Here is a 23,263-nt window from a genome sequence, read left to right on the forward strand (position 1 = left end):
AGGCATGGCTGAAGATTCTAATACGGTAGAACAAGATAAAGGCCGTCTGAAAGATGAATTTCAGACGGCCTTTTTCACGGCTTTTAGTGTTGTTCTTCCGGCTCGGGTTCGTCTTTGCCGAACCAGTTGTCAAAGCGGATGGTGTATTTCAACTCGCCGCCGGAGGAGCGCGTGCCGATGCGGGCAACGGCTTGGATGGCGCGGGTCAGTTGGTACACGAGTTTGACGGATTGTTCGGCGCTGGAAATGCCATATTCGTAACCTGCGTAGAGGTTGTTGGTGAGCTGTTTGCCGACGGTCAGGACTTGTTCGGCAGGGTTGAGCTCGCCTGTTTGGGCGTTGCGGCTGCGTTTGCTGGTAAAGCCCAAATCATCCACAAGGCCGATGCGGTCGTTGACTTGGCCGGCAAGCAGTGCGCTGGCGGCCGCGGAGAGCGTGGCGTTATCGCCGTCGCTGCCGCTGCTGGCACGGTTGAGGATGAGCCAGGAGAGTTTGTCTTTTTCGCTCATGGCTTCCTTGGCAACCAAGGTCACGCGCGGATTGTTGAGGCTGCCGAGGACTTCGACGCCAGCGCCGACCGGGGAGAGGCGGCGTTCGGCACGGATGTTAAGATTTGGATTGGTCAGCGGGCCGACAAAGGAAACCGATCCTTTGGTGATGTCGAGGTCTTGGCCGTAGGCTTTGTAGCGGCCTTTGACAACGCGCACGGTGCCGACGCCTTGGACGGCTTCGCCCGGACGTGATGTGATGGACAGTTTGCCGCCGATGGTAACGTCTGCGCCGTAGCCGACAAAACGGACATTGTCGTTGATGTTCAAGACAAGGTTCATATTAATCGGCGTGGTGGCCGTTGCTTCTTTTTTGGTTTCGCCCAGTACGACCACGTCGTCGTCGAGGGTCGGCATGGAGGATTTTTGCGAACCAAACCTGCCGTAGTCGGTGTTGAGCGTGCCGTTGAGCGATACGCCTTTTTCCGGATTGTAGAGGACTTTGGCCGCGCCGGAGAGCTGCAGTTGGCGGTTTGGACGCGAGAGGGTGCGGTATTTGTCGAAGACGATGTCCACGTCGACATCGGGGTTGGCGTTGGCAAGGTTGACCGCACCTTTGAGCTCAATCGTGCCGCCACGGTGGAATTTAAGGCTGTCGATGACCCATTTTTGACCCTGCAGGCGCGAACGCAATACGCCGTTGTCGAGAATCAGGCCTTGGGTTTGATGGCGGTAATAGAGGTTGTCGCCATTAATCAGGCCGCTCAGTTGCGGATCGTTCAGACGGCCTGCCAAGTTGACGGCGGCGTTCAGACGGCCTTTGAGGGTTTGGCCGACGGGCAGGAAGTTGCGGAAGACTTCGAGGTTGGCAACGTTCAGGTTAAGCTTGCCGCTCAGAGGGGCGGTATCGAAGCTGGTGCCTTGACCGATGTTGACGGTACCGTCGGCACGGCCGTAATTGGTTTGGAGGTCGAGGTTGCTGTTGATAGTAGGCGAACCGAGTCGGCCGCCGATGGTGGCGGTCGCGTTCAGACGGCCTGCAATGCCTTGGGCTGTCGCCGGCATAAAGGATTTGAGCGAGCCCAAATCGGGAACGCTGATATTGACCTTGCCGCTAACAGGGGCGTTGTTGATGTTGTTGCCGAACTGTTGCGCGATGCCGAGCGTGCCGTTAACTTTGCCGAAGCGGGTGTTGCCGTCCAGCGTGCTGTCGATGCGGCCGTTTTGGAAACGGGTGCGCAGGGCAAGCGCGGAAAGTCCCAAAGGCTGTTTGTTTTTCGGGTCTTTGCCCGGCAGGATGATGTCGCCGCTTTGACGGCTGATGTTGAGGAAGCCGCGCGCGTTTTGACTGTACGCCAAATCCCAGTCGCCACCCAAGACGAGGTTGTGTTCGATAGGCGGAGTGTAGAAGTTGTGCAATTCGGTAATGTGCAGATTTTGTGCGCTGCCTTTACTGGTAATGCCGGCTTTCTTGTCCCAAACGAAATTTTGCAGGTTGAGGCTGCCGCCCATAGCCGCCCAACGCGCGCTGCTGAGGGAAACGCGTTCGCTGCCGGCTTCGAGGTTGAGGCGGTTTTGCAGTTTGAGGTTGAACGCACCGTTGATGTCGAGCGTATCAACCGTGCCTTTCCATTGGGTTTGGTCTTTGTTGAGGCCGCCGGTGGCATCGAGGTCGAGCTTGTAGCGTTTGCTGTCCACCGCCATGCTGCTGTTGCCGCGGATGTGGTGGCGCGAGCCTGTGCCGCTGATGAGCAGGTTGACGTTGTCGATCAGGGCCGCGCCGCCGGATATGGCGATGTGTTCGCCTTTAATATCGGCACTCAACGGACGGTTGGTGTCGGGCGAACCCTTAAGCTTGAAGTCGAGGGTGCGGATATTGACGGCATCGGCGACTTTGAAGTTGCGTGCTTCGCCGTTCAAATCGGCTTCAAGGGTTTTGAGGCCGTCTGAAAAACTGCCGGAGATGTAGCCGCGCGCGTTGAGCAGGCCGCCCAAGCCGAAGCCGAAACGCGACAAATCGGGGGCGGTAATGTTGAGGCTGAGGCGGTCGCCTTTTTTACCAAAGCTGCCGTTGGTTTTGACGATGTTGCTGCCGAGGGTCAGGTCGGTCAGGGCGCGCGCGAGGTGTTTGTTTTCATAGGCGACGTCGGCTTTGCCGCTGAGCGGAACGCCGTTGAGCGTACTCGGTGCAAACTGCATTTTGCCGGCGAATTTTTCTTGCGCCAGTATGCCGGTCAAGTTGATGTTGCCGTTGACGCTGCCTTGCGGAAGCTGCGGATCGATACGCGCAGGGTTGAAGGCTTTGCTGACGATGTCCAGTTGTAGTTTGCGGTCTTTGAAGAGTTCGAGCGAGCCTTTGGCGTTGAGTTCGCCGCCGTTTTGCGGAACCAGACGGACTTTGTCGAGCTTGAGCGTGCGCTGGCCGAGCTGTTTGTCGGTTTGGAAAAACAGCATGCCGTCTGTACGTGCAAATCCGCTGTCGAGATTCCAGTTGACGACGGGGGAGGAGGTTTCGCCTTTGACATCGATACTGCCGTTCAGACGGCCTGCGATGTTTTGACGGACAAAGTCGTCTGCGCCGGTATTGTTGATGCCCAGTGCGAGTTTGAGCTGGTCTTGGGCGGTATCGATAGAACCGGATACATCGATGCTGCCGTCTTTGAGCAGGCCGACGCCGATGTCTTCGATTTTGACCGTACCTTTGTCGTCGACGATGAATTCGCCGAGGATGCGTTTGACGGGGATATGATTTTCATCGGCAAAACCGGCTTGGTCGTTTTCCAAGTCAATCGAGCCTTCCAACGCAACGCCGTCGGTAAACGACGGAATGGTGGTAGCGTCGAAATTCAGGCGCGCTTTGGGCAGGCTGGGCAGGAAGGCCTGCGGATTGATGTTGGAACCTTTAATCAGGATTTCGCCGATGGTTTCATTGAGGCTGTCGGCGAATGGGTGAATGGTGGATTTTGCCGACAAATGAACGTTGTCGCTATCGAGCAGCAGGTCGGTGGATACGTCTTGCAGGCTGCCCCACAGGCGCACCGTACCATGTAGGGTTTCGCCCTCAAGCTGGCCTTTGGTGTAGATGGCGGTATTGAGAACGTAGGGTTTGTCCAAACCGATCACCACCGCACCTGTCGAGCTGCTCCATGGCGTATCGGCGGTTTTGATGTAGAGGCGGTGTTCTTTTTTGTCGTAATGATAGGCCGCGTGCAGATGGTCGAGATAGACGGTCTGCTTGTCAAAACGCTTGCCCACGCTGATTTTGCCGGTTTCCAAACGGTCGAGATAGGCGGTAACGGGCAGGTCTATGCTGTCGGGCAGGCCTTTTGATGGCTCTTCTTCTTTAGGCGGCGTGCGTTTGGTCACGATGGCGATGTCGCCGGCCACGACTTCGGTGATGTGCAAGGAAGGACGGGTCAGCTCGGACGGTTTCCAATCAAAGCGGAAGCTGCTGATTTTAATGTCCGCACCTTCTGTTTCAATCAACCATTTGTCGCCTTCAAAGCCTTCAATCAGCGTGCCTTTCAGCGTATCCGACGAGATTTTGACGCCGAACCATGACGGGATTTTGTACAAACCGAAACGCAAACCCGATTCCGTACCGACCAGCCAGCCGATCGCGCCGGCGGAAACGGTCAATACGCCCAAGGCGGACAGGACAAAGCCGCGCAACAGGCGTTTTTTGCGCTTTGGCGGGGCGGGCTGTTGTTCAGACGGCGTGGAAGTGTTTGCAGTATCGGTCATGATATTTTTCTGTTTGTCTGTTGTTCAGACGGCCTGAAATGGCTGAGGCCGTCTGAAAGAATGGATGGTGAGTATGTTTTTTTAAAACCTTGTGCCTAAGCTGATGTGCCAGCGGATTTTTTTGTCGTGATGGCCGTAGGCAATATCGAAGGAGAACGGCGCAACCGGGCTGAACCAGCGCACGCCCAAGCCGGTACCGTGTTTTAAGGTCATGTGTTTGAAGTTGCTTGCTGCATCGCCGACATCGTGGAAGATGGCGCCGGAGAAGCTTTTGGTAACCGGGAATTGATATTCGAGGCTGCCGACCACCAAGGCGCGTTGCGGCAGGACGGAGCCGTTGGGGCCGGCCAAGCCGATGCTGTCGAGTTCGTAACCACGTACAGAAGTCGCGCCGCCGGTGCGGAACATCAGGCTGGACGGCACTTCTTCGCCTTCGCGGGCATAAACGTAGCCTGCCTGTCCGCGTACGATGAACGTACCGAGTTTTTTGTTTTCAGGCGTGAAGAAATAGCCTGCCCGTGCCGTGGCGCGTGCCATTTGGGTGGAGGAGAGGAGTTTGCCCAAAGTTGTACCGATTTTGCCGTCGAGGTAGTAGCCGTTTTGAGGATGCAGCTCGGTTTCGATGCTTTGCCGTTTCCATGAGGCGGTCAGCATGGTGGCATGGCTTCGGCCCAAATCGTAGCTGGTGTCGGGGACTTTGCGGTCTTCGGTAATAAATTCTAGGCCGAAGCGGGCATCGATATTGTTGCGGTCGCGGACATACCAAATGCCGCTGGTCAGGGCGCGTTTTTCAAGGTTTTGCGTGGTCGAGCGGTTGTAGGAAACGTTGCTTGTCCAGTAGTTGCCGCGGTTGTTGCGCGGTTGGCTGATACCGGCGGCCAGCGTGGTCTCGTATTTGTCCATGTCCCAAACGACCGAGCCGATGTAGCCCTTGTTAAAGAGGTTGTAATAGTCGTAGGCGATGCGGCCGCCGATTCCGTATTCGGAGTCGTAGCGGATACCGGTTTCCAGTTTGTGGCGTTTGACTTCGGTCACGTTGATTTTGACGGGAACGCGGTCGCCTTGCAGTTGATCGAAGTCAGCCTGTACGGACGCGCCGGAGTAGTGGCCGTTTTGCTCGAGCGCCTGTTGCAGATCGAGGATTTTGTCCAAGTCGTAAGGCGAACCGGGTTGGAAACGCGCCATGCCGGAAACCACGCTCTCAGGGTAGCGGCGTGTGCCGGTGATTTGGAAATCGCCGAAGTAAATGGGGCGGTTGCTCTCCACGATGACGTTCAAGTCGGCTTTTTGGGTATTGGGATTGATGGTGGCTTGGGTGGTGGTGAGTTTCGCCAAAGGATATTTTTTGCGTGTTACCGCGCTGAGGACGGAGGTTTTACTCGCACTCCAGCCGTCTTGGTCGAAGTTTTCGCCAACGGGCTGTTGCCAGTTTTCCATTGCATTTTGGTAGTATTCGGCCAAGTTGTCGTCATTCAATACGTCGCCGAGGATGGCCACGCTGACGTTGTCGACTTTGGTGCGCGGGCCGGGGGTGACGTTGACGGTATAGCTCTCGCCATGGTCTTGAATATTGACGTTGCTGTTGAAGTAGCCTTTGGTTCGGAGCATGGTTTTGACGTTGTCGGGTGCCTCTTCGGCGAGGAAGCCGACCTGCTCTTTGTCCAGCTCTTCTTCCTGCTGCTGGGTAATCAGCGGCAGGTATTCTTCAAGCATTTCTTTGACTTCGCTGTCTTGGGTGTCGATTTTGACGGGGAATTTGGGCTTGAGTTTGCCTGTTTGGTCGTCTTTGGGCTGCTTGGGCATTTCGGATTCGGGAACGGCCTCGTAGTCTTCCGCTTTGGGAACGGAAGTATCTACTGCCAACGCGTGTCCGTAGGCGAGCGCCAATGATGCAAATAAAACAGGGTAGGTCAGTTTGGTCATGATGTGTGTTCGACAGCGACAATTCTTCAGTTTGGGGATTTTAACATTATTTCTGCAAGCTTTCAGGCTATGGATATAAACGGAAATTTAGCGCGATAACGTTGCAAAATGCGGCTTAAGGGCGGATTTTGGTTTGTTTCTATCTGATTGTAATATTTATGTTTTTGTGTTTTGACTGATGAAGTTGCCTTTATATTCGGCCTTATGGCGCAGATTTCAGGCCGTCTGAAATCAAGATACAGAGGGATAAGGCAACGGTATGGGCATACTTTGAAAGTAGGGTTTGAGCGGGTTTGACCATATTTTTGGCATAAAGTGCCAACTGTGTCATAAATGCTAAACTTTAATGCTGTTTTTGTGAGGTGTGCATGAAAACCTCGCCGACAAATGATTTTTTATTTTAGAATGTAAGACTTTTTTAACATATCTTTAAATTGAAGGAACGGATATGGCAAGTGGCAATCCGCTTTTAAACGCGATCAACAGCGTCAGCCTGGTGGTACAAATCGCCATCGGCTTGGTTTTAGGTATTCTTGTGGGCGCAGTTGCGCCGCAAGTCGGTATCAGCGCAGGACTGCTGGGCAGCCTGTTTGTCGGTGCGCTTAAGGCTATCGCGCCGATTTTGGTATTCGTTTTGGTGACTGCCGCCATTGCGCAACACCAAAAAGGCAATCAGGCCCACATCAAACCGATTTTGATTTTGTATATTTTTGGTACGTTTGCAGCCGCTGTGGTGGCGGTTGTCGCCAGCATGGCATTCCCGACCACGCTGATTCTGCGTACGGCCGGCGATGTGTCCGTTGCGCCGCCTTCCGGCATTATCGAAGTGTTGAAAACGCTGCTGATGAATTTGGTGGCCAACCCGATTAACGCGCTGGCCAATGCCAACTATATCGGCATTTTGGCTTGGGCTTTGGTATTGGGCGCGGCTTTGCGCCATCACGGTTCGGATACGACCCGCCAAGTGGCGGCCGATTTGGCCGATACCGTTTCGACCGTTGTGAAATGGATTATCCGTTTTGCGCCGCTGGGTATTTTCGGCTTGGTGTCTTCTACCATTGCGGAAACCGGTTTTGAAGCGCTTGCCGGTTATATGCAGCTGTTGGCCGTATTGCTCGGCTGTATGCTGTTTATCGCTTTGGTGGTCAACCCGATTATTGTGTGGACGCAAATCCGCCGCAACCCTTTCCCGCTGGTGTTTACCTGCCTGCGTGAAAGTGGCGTGTATGCCTTCTTTACCCGTTCTTCCGCCGCCAATATCCCTGTGAATATGGCATTGGCGAAAAAACTGGGTTTGCACGAAGACACTTACTCCATCTCCATTCCATTGGGTGCGACCATCAATATGGCCGGTGCGGCAATCACCATTACCGTTTTGGCGATGGCTGCGGCGTACACGCAAGGCATTACGGTTGACTTCGCCACTGCCCTGCTGCTGAGCCTGGTGGCAACTGTCAGCGCGTGCGGTGCATCCGGTGTGGCCGGTGGCTCGTTGCTGCTGATTCCTTTGGCGTGCAGCCTGTTCGGTATCGATAACGATGTGGCCATGCAGGTGGTTGCCGTCGGCTTCATCATCGGCGTGATTCAAGACTCTGCAGAAACTGCGTTGAACTCTTCCACCGACGTTTTGTTTACTGCCGCTGCCGATTTGGGCCGTCAACGTAAAGAGTGATTTTTAAGGGCAACCTAAATTCAGCAAAGGCCGTCTGAAAACTTTCAGACGGCCTTTGTTTTATGCAAAGAAAATGGATTTTTAGATGGTCAAGCCGATAGATTGGTTTGATCGGACTGACGGTATCCGCTGTCATCAGTCGGATTTTTCCCGTAAAATACAGTCTTGAATGTATTTGAACACCTCTTTTCAGACGGCCTGACCGTCTTATCACATTTGTAAAAACAATGATTAAAAAAATATTCTCATGGTTCGAGTCCCGCATCGACCCTTATCCAGAAGCCGCGCCGAAAACGCCAGAAAAAGGGTTGTGGCGGTTTATTTGGAGCAACATTGAAGGCGTGCGCAAATGGATTGCCGTGTTGGCCGTATTTACGGTCGGTGTCGGCATCATGGAAGCCTTGATGTTCCAATTTATGGGCAAGGTGGTCGACTGGCTCGGCACTTATACGCCGCAAACGCTTTTTGTTGAAAAAGGCCATGCTTTAATCGGCATGATGGCCATGGTGGCATTTTTTGCCGTTTGGACCTTTTTCGCGTCCAGTGTGCGCCTGCAAACCCTGCAAGGCGTGTTCCCCATGCGCCTGCGCTGGAATTTCCACCGCCTGATGCTGGGTCAAAGCCTGGGCTTTTATCAGGACGAATTTGCAGGACGCGTGTCCGCCAAAGTGATGCAAACCGCGCTGGCGCTGCGCGATGTCGTGATGACCGTCGCCGATATGGTTGTGTATGTGCTGGTGTACTTCATCACTTCCGGCGTGATTCTGTCCTCATTCGATGCCTGGCTTATCGTGCCGTTTATCTGCTGGATGATTGGATTCGCGATGATTATGCGCTTCCTGATTCCCAAACTCGGCAAAACCGCTGCGCGTCAGGCCGATGCGCGCTCGTTGATGACCGGCCGCATTACAGACGCCTATTCCAATATCGCTACTGTCAAACTCTTCTCCCACGGCGCACGCGAGGCCGCTTATGCCAAGCAGTCGATGGAAGAGTTTATGGTAACCGTCCATGCCCAAATGCGTTTGGCAACGCTGCTGCATACCTGCAGTTTTATCGTCAACAGCTCGCTGACCGTCGGTACGACCGCCTTGGGTATTTGGCTTTGGTATCACGGCCAAGTCGGCGTAGGCGCGGTAGCCACCGCCACGGCCATGGCATTGCGTGTGAACGGTTTGTCGCAATACATCATGTGGGAATCCGCCCGATTGTTTGAAAACATCGGTACCGTCAACGACGGCATGGCTACCCTGTCCAAACCCCACACCATCCTCGACAAACCGCAAGCCCTGCCGCTTAAAGTCACCCGAGGCGAAATCAAGTTTGATCACGTCGATTTCTCCTACGAAGCAGGCAAACCGCTCCTCAACGGCTTTAATCTGAACATCAAACCCGGCGAAAAAGTCGGCTTGATCGGCCGCAGCGGCGCGGGCAAATCCACCATCGTCAACCTGCTCCTGCGCTTTTACGAACCGCAAAGCGGCACGATTTCGATCGACGGCCAAAACGTGGACAGCGTTACCCAAGAAAGTCTGCGCGCCCAAATCGGTTTGGTGACGCAAGATACCTCCCTGCTGCACCGCTCCGTGCGCGACAACATTATCTACGGTCGTCCCGATGCGACCGAAGCCGAAATGATTTCTGCCGCCGAACGCGCCGAGGCCACCGGTTTTATTCCTAACTTAAGCGATGCCAAAGGCCGACGCGGCTATGATGCGCACGTTGGCGAACGCGGCGTGAAACTTTCCGGCGGCCAACGCCAACGCATCGCCATCGCCCGCGTTATGCTTAAAGACGCGCCGATTCTATTGCTTGACGAAGCCACCAGCGCGCTTGACTCCGAAGTCGAAGCCGCCATCCAAGAAAGCCTCGACAAAATGATGGAAGGCAAAACCGTGATTGCCATCGCCCACCGCCTCTCCACCATCGCCGCGATGGACCGCCTCATCGTCTTGGACAAAGGCCGCATCATCGAAGAAGGCAGCCACACCGAGTTGCTCGAGAAACAAGGCCTGTATGCCAAACTTTGGGCGCACCAAAGCGGCGGCTTCTTGAGTGAGCATGTCGAGTGGGAAAACAATTAAACGCTTTGAAAGAAGATAAAAGGCCGTCTGAAAACATTTTCAGACGGCCTTTATTAATGAAGCAAAGGGCAGGTGGGATAACCGCCTTTTTTCAGTTGAAACCTTAGTTGTTTACAGTCCCAGCGACCAAGCATTTTGGTGTTCGAACAAGTCTTCCAAGCGGTTTTCGTAATGGGCGAAGATTTCTTCGATGATTTCGTCTTCGTCGTCGATGGTGCGGATCAAGTTCAAATCCTCTTCCAAAATCAGGTTTCTGCCCAGCAACTGCTCGCGTATCCAGTCCAACAGCCCTGCCCAAAATGCTTTGCCCACTAAGATAATCGGGCGGTCGGGCGTTTTGCCGGTTTGCACCAAAGTCAGGCTTTCAAACAATTCGTCCAATGTGCCGAAACCGCCGGGCATGACGACATACGCCACGGCGTGTTTGACGAACATGACTTTGCGCGGGAAGAAGTGTTGGAATTTAATAGACAAATCCTGATACGGATTGGCTTTTTGTTCGTGCGGCAACACGATATTCAGCCCCACCGCCGGACTTGCGCCTGCAAACGCGCCTTTGTTGGCCGCTTCCATAATGCCCGGACCGCCGCCGGAAATGACGGAGAATCCGGCATCCGACAGTTTGCGCGCCAAGCGCAATGTGAACGCGTAGTCGGGATGGTTTTCGGGCGTGCGCGCGCTGCCGTAAATGCTGACGGCTGGCTGAATGGCGCGCAATTCTTCGCCGGCTTCGACAAATTCGGAAATAATCTTCAATACATGATACGACTCGCGCGCCTGAATATCGCGGCGTGTTTCGTCGGGCAGCATGGGTTTGGGCAGTTTTTTGAGCAGGCTCACAGCTTTTCCTTCGTGTTTTTATGTGCAGTATTGTAACCCGAAAGAGGCGGGCCGTCTGAAAGTTGGGTTTCGGCGGCAAGTGTGCCTGCCACATCTTCAAAAGCCCGTTACAATATCTGCTTTTATTCAACTGCTCCGCCATGCTCGATATTATCCACCGCGACAGCCGCACCGTTGCCGTCAACAAACCTGCCGGAATGCTGGTGCACCGAAGCTGGTTAGACAAACACGAAACCCGTTTTGCCGTGCAAACCCTGCGCGACCAAATCGGGCAGCACGTCTATCCCGTCCACCGCCTCGACCGCCCGACTTCCGGCGTCTTGCTGTTTGCCCTCGATACGGAAGCCGCACGGTTACTGACGCAGCAGTTTGAAAACAAAACCATCGAAAAAACCTATTGGGCGATTGTTCGCGGTCATCTACCTTCAGACGGCCTGATTGATTACGCCCTCAAATATATGCCCGACAAAATCGCCGAAGCGCAGACCGAAGCCACATTGCAGGAAGCGCAAACCACCTACCGTTGTCTGGCACAAACCGAGTTGCCGTTCCAATCCGCCCTGCGTTATCCGACTTCGCGTTATTCGTGGGCCGAACTCACGCCGCACACCGGCCGCAAACACCAACTCCGCCGCCATATGAAACACATTTTCCACCCCATCGTCGGCGACACCAACTACGGCGATTTGCGCCAAAACCATGCCGTTGCCGAACATATCGGCACGCAACGCTTAATGTTGCACGCGCAGAGCCTCAGTTTTCAAAGCATAGAAGACGGTAGTCGGATGACCGTACAAGCGCCGATAGACAACGACTGGCAGCTTTGGATGGAAAAATTTAAAACCGAGGCCGTCTGAAAACCCGAACCGTACATTTTCAGACGGCCCGGTCATGGAAAAAAACAGGCAAATCCCTTACAATACGCCCCTAAAATTTTGAAAGAACACAAGAATCATGGAAGCCGAAGTAATCAACCAGCTTAACAACACCCTAAACGACTTGGAGAAGCGCAGCGAAGACATCCGCGTCTATATGGACTATCAAGGCAAAAAAGACCGCCTTGAAGAAGTCGTCGGCCTCTCCGAAGATCCGGAACTTTGGAACGACCCCAAACGCGCCCAAGAAATCGGCAAAGAGCGCAAGATCCTCGAAGGCATCGTGGTAACCCTCGACAACATCGCCACAGGCATCGAAGACAACCGCATGCTGATTGAAATGGCCGTCGAAGAAAATGACGAAGAAGGTTTCGCCGCCGTACAGGAAGATGTGGCCGGTTTGGAAAAACAAATGGCCGACCTCGAATTCAAACGAATGTTCAACCAGCCTGCCGACCCGAACAACTGCTTTATCGACATCACCGCAGGCGCAGGCGGTACTGAAGCCGAAGACTGGGCGGGCATGCTGTTCCGCATGTACAGCCGCTACGCCGAGCGCAAAGGCTTCAAAATCGAAATCCTTGAAGAAGACGACGGCGAAATCGCAGGCATCAACCGCGCCACCATCCGCGTGGAAGGCGAATACGCCTACGGCCTACTGCGTACCGAAACCGGCGTTCACCGCTTGGTTCGTTACTCACCGTTTGACTCCAACAACAAACGCCATACGTCTTTTTCATCCGTGTTTGTTTACCCCGAAATCGACGATTCCATCGAAATCGAAATCAACCCTGCCGATTTGCGCATCGACACTTACCGCGCATCGGGTGCCGGCGGTCAGCACATTAACAAAACCGACTCCGCCGTGCGTATTACCCACGAGCCGACAGGGATTGTAGTGCAATGTCAAAACGACCGCTCGCAACACGCCAACAAAGCTGCTGCGATGGAAATGTTGAAATCCAAACTGTACGAATTGGAAATGCGCAAACGCAACGAAGAGAAACAGGCGTTGGAAGAAGGCAAATCCGATGTGGGTTGGGGCAGCCAAATCCGATCATACGTTTTGGACTCCTCACGCATCAAAGACTTGCGTACAGGCTACGAAGTCGGCAACACCAAAGCCGTATTGGACGGCGACTTGGACGGCTTCATCGAAGCCAGCCTGAAACAAGGCGTATAAACCGTAAAACATAAAATGCCGTCTGAAAGATTTCAGACGGCATTTTTCAGTTTGAAAGAAACATTATTTTGCAAATATTAAAACATGTTTTGCAAATGCAAAGATTGGCGGTAATATATAGTTTCTATAAAAATGATTGGTAGGTGCAATAGGCCGTCTGAAGCCTGATCCTGTCCGATATATTAGGAGAACTTATTAAATGTCCGGTCAAAAGCTGTCTTCTGCCGAGAAAACTTTCTTCGGCCATCCTTTGCAATTATCCACCCTATTCCATATTGAGCTGTGGGAGCGTTTTTCCTTCTACGGTATGCAGGGCATCCTGCTGATTTATCTATATTACGCCGCGAATCAAGGCGGTTTGGGTATGGATAAAGCCTTGGCCGGTGGCATTGTCGGCGCGTACGGCGGCAGCGTTTACCTGTCCACGATTCTCGGCGCATGGTTGGCCGACCGCATTTGGGGCGCGGAGCGTACCCTGTTTATCGCCGGCATCGTCGTGATGACCGGCCATATTTTATTGGCGATTGTGCCGGGTTTGATGGGATTGCTGCTGGGCTTGGTGTTTATCGCGCTGGGCAGCGGCGGCGTGAAATCGTCTGCCGGTTCGATGGTCGGCTCTTTGTATGAACGGGACGACCTGCGCGAATTGCGCGATGCCGGTTTCTCTATTTTCTATATTTCCATCAATATCGGCGGTTTCTTAGGCCCTTTGTTGACCGGTATTTTGCAAGACAGAATGGGATTCCATTACGGTTTCGCCGCGGCGGCCGTCGGTATGGCATTTGGCCTGCTGTGGTATTCGCGCGGCCGTAAAAACCTGCCGCATACGCCGGCTCCCAATCCGTTGCGCCCTGAAAAGGTACAGACTGCAATAGCTGTCGGTGTGTTGCTGGTTTTGGTGTTGAGCAGCGTGATTGCTTCCGGCGCGCTCAATCTTGAGAACTTTTCACGCTGGCTTTTAGGCGTGGTCATTATTACCGTTATCGCTTATTTTGCACGCCTGCTGGGCAGCAGCCAGGTTGAAGCGGCCAATAAACGCTATATTGTGGCCTATATTCCGCTGTTTTTGACCATTTGTATGTTCTGGGCGGTTTGGTTTCAGGTGTACACCGTTGCAACGGTTTATTTTGACGAAACGGTGGACCGTACTTTCTTCGGCTTTACCGTGCCTGTTTCATGGAAAGATTCGATACAGGCCATGTGGGTGGTCCTCTTTTCCGGCGTGATGGCGGCGGTGTGGACGAAAATGGGCAAACGCCAACCTAAAACGCCGTTGAAGTTTGCACTGGCCATGTTGGTAACCGGCGTCTCTTATTTGAGTTTTATTCCGTATATTTCATCCGGAACCCCGATGCCGATTATCGTGTTTATGCTGGTGTTGCTGGCGATTACGATAGGCGAGCTGATGCTGTCGCCGATTTCGCTGTCGTTTTCTACCAAAATCGCACCGAGCATGTTCAAAACACAAATGGTTGCTTTGAATTTCTTGGCATTGTCCATCGGCTTTACCTTGGGCGGAGTGTTGTTTAAAGACTACTACAATGCTCAGTCGCCATTGGATTTCTACTGGATGCTGGCCACCATCGGCGCGGTAACCTGCGGTATCCTGTTGGTACTCGCCCCGGTATTGAACCGCATGCTCAAAGGTGTCGATTGATTTTTCCATTTAAATGGATGTGATGTACGCAGGCCGTCTGAAAATAATCTATTTCAGACGGCCTCATGTTTTATTGGGAATCGGAAAGAGGGAGGATTCGGGGCATAAATTGAATAGGCGGAAAATTTAAATTAAATGATACATAATTAAACCGAAATTAAAATTTGGAAATATTAAATACAAATAAGAATTGTTCTCATAACTTTATTGAATTTATTGAGGTTTTTTTGCTGATTTGCTGATATTTACCTTTAAATGGCTTTTGAAATTCGATAAAATGGTAATCTATTTTTAAGATTTGTCTGTCAACCAGTTAGGTACGACCATGTTGGCCAGTTACTTTCCCGTCCTCGTATTCATCCTCGTCGGCCTTGCGGCCGGCGTGCTGTTTATTTTGCTCGGCACAATTTTAGGCCCGAAACGTCACTATGCCGAAAAAGACGCGGCTTACGAATGCGGTTTTGAAGCCTTTGAGAACGCAAGGATGAAGTTCGACGTGCGCTATTACCTCGTCGCCATCCTCTTCATCCTGTTTGATTTGGAGGTCGCGTTCATGTTGCCATGGGCAGTTGTGTTCAAAGATTTGGGCGCGTACGGCTTTTGGTCTATGCTAGTGTTTATCGTCGTTCTGACGGTAGGCTTTATTTACGAATGGAAAAAAGGTGCGCTGGAATGGGAATAGAAGGCGTTTTGAAAAAAGGTTTCATCACCACCAGCGCGGATACGGTGTTGAACTATATGCGTACCGGTTCATTGTGGCCGGTTACTTTCGGCTTGGCCTGCTGCGCCGTGGAAATGATGCATGCGGGTATGGCGCGTTATGACCTTGACCGTTTCGGCATCATTTTCCGTCCGTCCCCACGTCAGGCCGACCTGATGATTGTGGCAGGTACGTTGACCAACAAAATGGCACCTGCACTGCGCCGCGTGTATGACCAGCTCGCCGAGCCGCGCTGGGTATTGTCTATGGGCTCGTGTGCCAACGGCGGCGGCTATTACCACTATTCTTATTCCGTTGTGCGCGGTGCCGACCGCGTCGTGCCGGTAGACGTTTATGTGCCGGGTTGTCCGCCGACTGCGGAAGCCCTGATTTACGGCCTGATTCAGCTCCAACAAAAAATCAAGCGCACTTCCACCATTGCGCGTGACGAGTAAGGAGAGGACGATATGGCAAGCATTCAAAACTTATACGAGACCGTCGTCGGCGTGCTTGGCGATCAGGCAAGCAAAGTCATTTCAGCTTTGGGCGAGATTACCGTCGAGTGTCTGCCCGAACACTATATTTCAGTCATGACCGCATTGCGCGACCATGAAGAGCTGCATTTCGAGCTTCTGGTTGACTTGTGCGGTGTCGATTACAGCACTTACAAAAACGAAGTATGGCAGGGCAAACGCTTTGCCGTCGTCAGTCAGCTGCTTTCCGTTAAAAACAATCAACGCATCCGCGTACGCGTCTGGGTTTCAGACGACGACTTCCCAGTAGTCGAATCCGTCGTCGATATTTACAACAGCGCGGATTGGTACGAACGCGAAGCCTTCGATATGTACGGCATCATGTTCAACAACCACCCGGACTTGCGCCGCATCCTGACCGATTACGGTTTTGTCGGACATCCGTTCCGCAAAGACTTCCCGATTTCCGGCTATGTGGAAATGCGTTACGATGAAGAGCAAAAACGCGTGATTTACCAACCTGTTACCATTGAGCCGCGCGAGATCACGCCGCGTATCGTCCGTGAGGAGAACTACGGTGGCCAATAAATTAAGAAACTACACCATCAACTTCGGCCCGCAACACCCTGCGGCGCACGGCGTATTGCGTATGATTTTGGAGTTGGAGGGCGAAACCATCGTCCGTGCCGATCCGCACATCGGCCTCCTGCACCGCGGTACTGAAAAACTGGCTGAAACCAAAACCTATCTGCAAGCCCTGCCCTATATGGACCGTTTGGACTACGTTTCCATGATGGTCAACGAGCAGGCGTATTGCTTGGCGGTAGAAAAACTTGCCGGTATCGATGTACCTATCCGCGCCCAGTATATTCGCGTGATGTTTGCCGAAGTAACGCGCATCCTCAATCACTTAATGGGCATCGGTTCGCACGCTTTCGACATCGGCGCGATGACCGCCATTCTTTACGCCTTCCGCGACCGCGAAGAGCTGATGGACTTGTACGAAGCCGTTTCCGGCGCGCGTATGCACGCGGCCTACTTCCGTCCCGGCGGCGTTTACCGCGACCTGCCCGACTTCATGCCTAAATACGAGAGCAGCAAATTCCGCAACGCCAAAGTATTGAAGCAGCTCAACGAATCCCGCGAAGGTACCATGCTCGACTTTATCGACGCCTTCTGCGAGCGTTTCCCGAAAAACATCGACACACTCGAAACCCTCCTGACCGACAACCGTATTTGGAAACAGCGTACCGTCGGCATCGGTGTTGTCACTCCTGAGCGCGCCATGCAAAAAGGCTTTACCGGCGTTATGTTGCGCGGTTCCGGCGTGGAATGGGACGTGCGTAAGACACAACCTTACGAAGTGTACGACAAAATGGATTTCGACATCCCCGTCGGCGTCAACGGCGACTGCTACGACCGTTACCTCTGCCGTATGGAAGAAATGCGTCAATCCGTACGCATCATCAAACAATGTTCCGAGTGGTTGCGTGTCAATCCGGGTCCGGTCATTACCACAAACCACAAATTCGCTCCGCCCAAACGTACCGAAATGAAAACAGGTATAGAAGACCTGATTCACCATTTCAAACTCTTTACCGAGGGTATGCACGTTCCCGAGGGCGAGACCTACACCGCTGTCGAACATCCGAAAGGCGAGTTCGGCGTTTACATCATTTCAGACGGCGCAAACAAACCCTACCGCCTGAAAATCCGCGCACCCGGCTTCGCCCACCTGCAAGGCATGGACGAAATGGCAAAAGGCCACATGCTGGCCGACGTTGTTGCCATCATCGGTACGCAGGACATCGTATTCGGGGAGGTTGACCGATAATGTTATCCGCAGAATCTTTAAAACAAATTGACATCGAGTTGGCAAAATATCCTGCCGACCAACGTCGCTCCGCCATCATGGGCGCATTGCGTATTGCCCAAACCGAAAAAGGCTGGCTTGCTCCTGAGACCATCGCTTTTGTCGCAGACTATATCGGCATCTCGCCTGCACAAGCCTACGAAGTCGCTACTTTCTACAATATGTACGACCTTGAGCCTGTCGGCAAATACAAACTGACCGTTTGTACCAACCTGCCCTGCGCCCTGCGCGGCGGTATGGCAACCGGCGAATACCTCAAACAAAAACTCGGTATCGGCTACGGCGAAACCACGCCCGACGGCAAATTTACCCTTGTCGAAGGCGAATGCATGGGCGCATGTGGCGACGCTCCGGTCATGCTGGTCAACAACCACAGCATGTGCAGCTTTATGACCGCAGAAGCGATTGACAAGAAACTTGCCGAACTGAAATAAAAGGCCGTCTGAAAACAACGGCTGCAACCGATACGAAAACGAACAGGCACACCAAAAATGGCTATTTACCAATCAGGCGTGATTTTTGACCAAGTGGATACCGCCAATCCCGATTGCTGGACATTGGACGAATACGTCAAACGTGGCGGTTATACCGCCCTGCGTAAAATCCTGTCCGAAAACATCTCGCAAACCGATGTGATTGACGAAGTCAAAACCTCTGGCTTGCGCGGTCGTGGCGGTGCGGGCTTCCCGACCGGTTTAAAATGGAGCTTTATGCCCCGTTCCTTCCCGGGCGAAAAATATGTGGTTTGTAACACCGACGAAGGCGAGCCGGGTACATTTAAAGACCGCGACATCATCATGTTCAATCCTCATGCCCTGATTGAAGGCATGATTATCGCCGGTTACGCGATGGGTGCGAAAGCCGGCTACAACTACATCCACGGCGAAATTTTCGAAGGCTACCAACGTTTTGAAGCCGCTTTGGAGCAGGCGCGTGCCGCAGGCTTTTTGGGTAAAAATATTTTGGGTTCGGATTTTGAATTTGAACTCTTCGCCCACCACGGCTACGGCGCATATATTTGCGGCGAAGAAACCGCATTGCTCGAATCGCTGGAAGGCAAAAAAGGCCAGCCTCGCTTTAAACCACCATTCCCTGCTTCGTTCGGCCTGTACGGCAAACCGACTACCATCAACAATACCGAAACGTTCTCCTCCGTCCCCTTCATTATCCGTGACGGCGGACAGGCATTTGCCGATAAAGGTATTCCGAATGCAGGCGGTACCAAATTGTTCTGTATTTCCGGTCATGTCGAGCGTCCAGGCAACTATGAAGTGCCGTTGGGCACGCCGTTTGCCGAAGTCCTGAAAATGGCGGGCGGTATGCGCGGCGGTAAAAAACTTAAAGCCGTCATTCCCGGCGGTTCGTCCGCGCCCGTGTTGCCTGCCGATATCATGATGCAGACCAATATGGACTATGACTCGATTTCCAAAGCAGGCTCGATGTTGGGTTCCGGCGCGATTATCGTCATGGACGAAGACGTGTGCATGGTGAAAGCCCTTGAACGCCTGAGCTACTTCTACTACGACGAGTCTTGCGGCCAATGTACGCCTTGTCGTGAAGGTACTGGCTGGCTTTACCGCATCGTCCACCGCATCGTAGAAGGCAAAGGCCGCATGGAAGACTTGGATTTGCTGGATTCCGTCGGCAACCAAATGGCAGGCCGCACTATCTGCGCCCTTGCCGATGCCGCCGTCTTCCCTGTCCGCAGCTTTACCAAGCATTTCCGTGATGAGTTTGTGCATTACATCGAACACGGCGGACCGATGAAACCGAATAAGTGGTGCTAAGTTTTCAGACGGCCTCTAAAAGAATTATTTATTAAATACCCGTAACTAGGAACGAACCATGTTACAAATCGAAATCGACGGCAAACAGGTATCTGTGGAGCAGGGCGCGACGGTGATTGAAGCCGCGCACAAGCTCGGTACTTATATCCCGCATTTCTGTTACCACAAAAAACTTTCCATCGCCGCCAACTGCCGTATGTGTTTGGTGGACGTGGAAAAAGCCCCCAAACCCCTGCCCGCCTGTGCCACGCCGGTTACAGACGGCATGATTGTGCGTACGCATTCGGCAAAAGCCCGAGAGGCGCAAGAAGGCGTGATGGAGTTCCTGCTCATCAACCATCCGCTTGATTGTCCGACCTGCGACCAAGGCGGCGAATGCCAGTTGCAGGATTTGGCGATGGGCTACGGCAAAACCACCAGCCGTTATACCGAAGAAAAACGTTCCGTCGTCGGCAAGGATATGGGTCCTTTGGTTTCCGCCGAGGAAATGAGCCGTTGTATCCACTGTACCCGTTGCGTTCGTTTCACTGAAGAAATCGCCGGCGTGCAAGAAATCGCTATGGCCAACCGCGGCGAATACTCCGAAATTATGCCTTTTATCGGCAAAGCAGTGGAAACCGAATTGTCAGGCAACGTCATCGATTTGTGTCCTGTCGGCGCATTGACCAGCAAACCGTTCCGCTTCAACGCGCGTACTTGGGAATTGAACCGCCGCAAATCCGTTTCCGCCCATGACGCTTTGGGCAGCAATCTGATTGTACAAACCAAAGACCATACCGTCCGCCGCGTGTTGCCGCTGGAAAACGAAGCCATCAACGAATGCTGGCTGTCTGACCGCGACCGTTTCGCCTACGAAGGCCTGTATCACGAAAGCCGTCTGAAAAACCCGAAAATCAAACAGGGCGGCGAGTGGATGGACGTGGATTGGAAAACCGCGTTGGAATATGTCCGCAGCGCGATTGAATGTATCGCCAAAGACGGCAACCAAAACCAAGTCGGCATTTGGGCGAACCCGATGAATACGGTTGAAGAGCTGTATCTGGCCAAAAAACTTGCCGACGGCTTGGGTGTTAAAAACTTTGCCACCCGTTTGCGCCAACAAGACAAACGTCTTTCAGACGGCCTTAAAGGTGCGCAATGGTTGGGACAAAGCATTGAATCTTTGGCTGACAACGATGCCGTATTGGTAGTCGGCGCGAACTTGCGCAAAGAACAGCCGCTCCTGACCGCCCGCCTGCGCCGCGCCGCCAAAGACCGTATGGCCTTGAGCGTATTGGCCAGCAGTAAAGAAGAATTGTTTATGCCGCTTCTGTCTCAAGAAGCTGCACATCCCGATGAGTGGGCAGGCCGTCTGAAAAACCTGTCTGCCAATGCGGAACACGCCGTTACCGCCAGCCTGAAAAATGCTGAAAAAGCAGCGGTGATTTTGGGTGCGGAAGTGCAAAACCATCCCGATTACGCCGCCATTTATGCTGCCGCGCAAGAGCTGGCAGACGCGACCGGCGCAGTGCTGGGTATTTTGCCGCAAGCTGCCAACAGCGTTGGTGCGGATGTTTTGGGCGTGAACTCCGGCGAGAGCGTTGCCGAAATGGCAAATGCGCCGAAACAGGCAGTCTTGTTGCTCAACGTCGAGCCTGAAATCGATACGGCGGACGGCGCAAAAGCCGTAGCCGCGTTGAAACAGGCGAAAAGTGTGATGGCGTTTACACCGTTTGTCAGCGAAATGCTGTTGGACGTGTGCGACGTATTGTTGCCGATTGCGCCGTTTACCGAAACATCAGGCAGCTTCATCAATATGGAAGGCCGTCTGCAATCTTTCCACGGCGTGGTACAAGGCTTCGGCGATTCGCGTCCGATGTGGAAAGTGTTGCGCGTATTGGGCAACCTGTTTGACCTGAAAGGTTTTGAATATCACGATACCGCTGCGATTCTGAAAGATGCGCTGGATGCAGAAAGTCTGCCGTCCAAACTGGATAACTGCAGCACATGGACAGGGGAGGGCGTTCAGACGGCCTCAGACCGTCTCGTCCGTGTCGGCGGCGTCGGTATTTATCACACTGATCCTATCGTGCGCCGTTCCGCACCGTTGCAAGAAACCAGCCATGCCGCCGTGCCTGCCGCGCGTGTAAATCCAAACACATTGGCACGCTTGGGCCTGCAAGACGGACAAACTGTTGTTGCCAAACAAAACGGCGCAAGCGTATCGGTTGCCGTCAAAGCTGATGCCGGTTTGCCTGAAAACGTGGTGCATCTGCCGCTGCATACCGAAAATGCCGCGCTGGGTGCGTTGATGGACACTATTGAACTGGCGGGAGCTTGATCATGCAAGAATGGTTCCAAAACCTCTTTGCCGCAACGCTCGGTCTGGGCGATTTGGGTATTACCGTAGGCTTGGTGGTATCCGTCATCGTCAAAATCGTGATTATCCTGATTCCGCTGATTCTGACCGTTGCCTACCTGACGTATTTCGAACGTAAAGTCATCGGCTTTATGCAGCTTCGCGTTGGCCCAAACGTAACCGGCCCGTGGGGTCTGATTCAGCCGTTTGCCGACGTGTTCAAACTCTTGTTTAAAGAGGTAACCCGTCCGAAGCTGTCAAATAAAGCCCTGTTCTATATTGGTCCGATTATGTCGCTAGCCCCGTCTTTTGCGGCATGGGCAGTGATTCCGTTCAACGAAGAATGGGTGCTGACCAACATCAATATCGGCCTTTTGTATATCCTGATGATTACCTCGCTGTCGGTTTACGGCGTGATCATCGCGGGCTGGGCTTCCAACTCCAAATATTCGTTCTTGGGCGCAATGCGTGCTTCCGCGCAAAGCATTTCCTACGAGATTGCCATGAGTGCCGCGTTGGTGTGCGTCGTGATGGTATCGGGCAGCATGAACTTCTCCGATATCGTTGCCGCGCAAGCCAAAGGTATTGCCGGCGGTTCGGTATTCTCTTGGAACTGGCTGCCGCTCTTCCCCATCTTCATCGTCTATCTGATTTCCGCCGTTGCCGAAACCAACCGCGCACCGTTTGACGTAGCAGAGGGCGAATCCGAAATCGTTGCCGGTCACCACGTTGAATATTCCGGCTTCGCATTCGCGCTGTTCTTCCTTGCCGAATACATTTTCATGATTCTGATTGCCGCGCTGACATCGCTGATGTTCCTCGGCGGCTGGTTGTCTCCGTTCCCGCAAAGCTGGGGCTTTATCGGTACGCCTTCCGCATTTTGGATGTTCGTGAAAATGGCGGCGGTGCTGTACTGGTACCTGTGGATCCGTGCAACTTTCCCACGCTACCGTTACGACCAAATCATGCGTTTGGGCTGGAAAGTGCTGATTCCGATCGGCTTCGCCTACATCGTGATTTTGGGCGTGTGGATGATTTCACCGCTGAATTTGTGGAAATAAGTTTCAGACGGCATCTTGAGGCCGTCTGAACAAAGCGATTTTGAATACCTAACGAAATCCCTGTTTTGAGGGAACATAATATGGCTAACTTAGTAAAAACCTTTCTGCTTGGCGAATTGGTAAAAGGCTTGGGCGTAACGCTCAAAAACTTTTTTGCCCGCAAAGACACAATTTATTTCCCAGAAGAGAAAACGCCGCAATCCGTGCGTTTCCGCGGCCTGCACGCGCAACGCCGTTATCCGAACGGCGAAGAGCGCTGTATTGCGTGTAAATTGTGCGAGGCAGTTTGTCCGGCAATGGCGATTAACATCGAATCGGAAGAACGCGAAGACGGCACCCGCCGCACCAAGCGTTACGACATCGACCTGACCAAGTGCATCTTCTGCGGTTTCTGCGAAGAGGCTTGCCCGACCGATGCGATTGTGGAAACCCATATTTTTGAATACCACGGCGAGAAAAAAGGCGACTTGCACATGACCAAGCCGATTCTTTTGGCCATTGGCGACAAATACGAAGCTGAAATCGCCAAACGCAAAGCCGCTGACGCGCCGTATCGTTAAGGAGC

17 protein-coding genes are annotated in these 23,263 nt (G+C 53.1%); 14 read left to right on the plus strand and 3 right to left on the minus strand.

What is annotated here, in order from left to right; translation table 11 throughout:
* Positions 1-83: 83 nt before the first annotated feature.
* On the minus strand, positions 84-4,232 hold the full coding sequence (locus ACTHUR_RS03455) for a translocation/assembly module TamB domain-containing protein (RefSeq protein ID WP_108699913.1): 4,149 nt from the start codon (positions 4,230-4,232) through the stop codon (positions 84-86).
* Positions 4,233-4,313: 81 nt separating this feature from the next.
* Positions 4,314-6,155 carry an autotransporter assembly complex protein TamA gene (locus ACTHUR_RS03460; RefSeq protein WP_108699912.1) on the minus strand — a complete coding sequence of 614 codons (1,842 nt, stop codon included), beginning with the start codon at positions 6,153-6,155 and terminating at the stop codon, positions 4,314-4,316.
* 448 nt (positions 6,156-6,603) lie between these two features.
* Between ACTHUR_RS03460 and sstT the strand changes: the two genes are divergently transcribed.
* On the plus strand, positions 6,604-7,827 hold the full coding sequence (gene sstT, locus ACTHUR_RS03465) for a serine/threonine transporter SstT (RefSeq protein ID WP_004519145.1): 1,224 nt from the start codon (positions 6,604-6,606) through the stop codon (positions 7,825-7,827).
* Between the two features lie 227 nt (positions 7,828-8,054).
* Complete coding sequence (locus tag ACTHUR_RS03470; protein ID WP_004519144.1) at positions 8,055-9,911, plus strand: ABC transporter ATP-binding protein; 1,857 nt, start codon at positions 8,055-8,057, stop codon at positions 9,909-9,911.
* Between the two features lie 111 nt (positions 9,912-10,022).
* Here ACTHUR_RS03470 and ACTHUR_RS03475 read toward each other — a convergent pair whose 3' ends face one another.
* Positions 10,023-10,751, minus strand: coding sequence for a TIGR00730 family Rossman fold protein (locus ACTHUR_RS03475; RefSeq protein WP_039861893.1), 729 nt, complete (start codon positions 10,749-10,751; stop codon positions 10,023-10,025).
* 140 nt (positions 10,752-10,891) lie between these two features.
* Here ACTHUR_RS03475 and truC point away from each other — a divergent pair, with 140 nt between their 5' ends.
* The 12 genes from truC (at position 10,892) to nuoI (ending at position 23,258) form a co-directional block, all read left to right on the plus strand.
* Positions 10,892-11,608, plus strand: coding sequence for a tRNA pseudouridine(65) synthase TruC (gene truC, locus ACTHUR_RS03480; RefSeq protein ID WP_004519141.1), 717 nt, complete (start codon positions 10,892-10,894; stop codon positions 11,606-11,608).
* 97 nt (positions 11,609-11,705) lie between these two features.
* Positions 11,706-12,809: a peptide chain release factor 2 gene (gene prfB, locus ACTHUR_RS03485; RefSeq protein WP_003681666.1), complete on the plus strand. Its 1,104-nt coding sequence runs from the start codon at positions 11,706-11,708 to the stop codon at positions 12,807-12,809.
* A gap of 199 nt (positions 12,810-13,008) precedes the next feature.
* Complete coding sequence (locus ACTHUR_RS03490) at positions 13,009-14,466, plus strand: oligopeptide:H+ symporter (protein ID WP_004519140.1); 1,458 nt, start codon at positions 13,009-13,011, stop codon at positions 14,464-14,466.
* 325 nt (positions 14,467-14,791) lie between these two features.
* On the plus strand, positions 14,792-15,148 hold the full coding sequence (locus ACTHUR_RS03495) for an NADH-quinone oxidoreductase subunit A (RefSeq protein ID WP_003686600.1): 357 nt from the start codon (positions 14,792-14,794) through the stop codon (positions 15,146-15,148).
* A complete protein-coding gene (locus ACTHUR_RS03500) occupies positions 15,139-15,621 on the plus strand; it encodes a NuoB/complex I 20 kDa subunit family protein (RefSeq protein WP_002215610.1) in 483 nt (160 codons plus the stop codon). The genes ACTHUR_RS03495 and ACTHUR_RS03500 overlap by 10 nt, the downstream gene beginning before the upstream one ends.
* Positions 15,622-15,633: 12 nt before the next feature.
* On the plus strand, positions 15,634-16,227 hold the full coding sequence (locus tag ACTHUR_RS03505; protein WP_002216335.1) for an NADH-quinone oxidoreductase subunit C: 594 nt from the start codon (positions 15,634-15,636) through the stop codon (positions 16,225-16,227).
* Complete coding sequence (gene nuoD, locus ACTHUR_RS03510; RefSeq protein WP_004519139.1) at positions 16,217-17,473, plus strand: NADH dehydrogenase (quinone) subunit D; 1,257 nt, start codon at positions 16,217-16,219, stop codon at positions 17,471-17,473. Before ACTHUR_RS03505 ends, nuoD begins: the two co-directional genes overlap by 11 nt.
* Complete coding sequence (gene nuoE, locus ACTHUR_RS03515) at positions 17,473-17,946, plus strand: NADH-quinone oxidoreductase subunit NuoE (protein ID WP_004519138.1); 474 nt, start codon at positions 17,473-17,475, stop codon at positions 17,944-17,946. The genes nuoD and nuoE overlap by 1 nt, the downstream gene beginning before the upstream one ends.
* 57 nt (positions 17,947-18,003) lie before the next feature.
* Positions 18,004-19,299: an NADH-quinone oxidoreductase subunit NuoF gene (gene nuoF, locus ACTHUR_RS03520; RefSeq protein WP_003686543.1), complete on the plus strand. Its 1,296-nt coding sequence runs from the start codon at positions 18,004-18,006 to the stop codon at positions 19,297-19,299.
* 58 nt (positions 19,300-19,357) lie between these two features.
* Positions 19,358-21,619: an NADH-quinone oxidoreductase subunit NuoG gene (gene nuoG, locus ACTHUR_RS03525; RefSeq protein ID WP_150540565.1), complete on the plus strand. Its 2,262-nt coding sequence runs from the start codon at positions 19,358-19,360 to the stop codon at positions 21,617-21,619.
* Between the two features lie 2 nt (positions 21,620-21,621).
* A complete protein-coding gene (nuoH, locus tag ACTHUR_RS03530) occupies positions 21,622-22,698 on the plus strand; it encodes an NADH-quinone oxidoreductase subunit NuoH (RefSeq protein WP_002216340.1) in 1,077 nt (358 codons plus the stop codon).
* An 80-nt stretch (positions 22,699-22,778) separates the two neighbouring features.
* A complete protein-coding gene (gene nuoI / locus ACTHUR_RS03535) occupies positions 22,779-23,258 on the plus strand; it encodes an NADH-quinone oxidoreductase subunit NuoI (RefSeq protein WP_002218650.1) in 480 nt (159 codons plus the stop codon).
* Positions 23,259-23,263 lie beyond the last annotated feature (5 nt).

It is taken from the genome of Neisseria sp. P0021.S007, assembly GCF_051956855.1.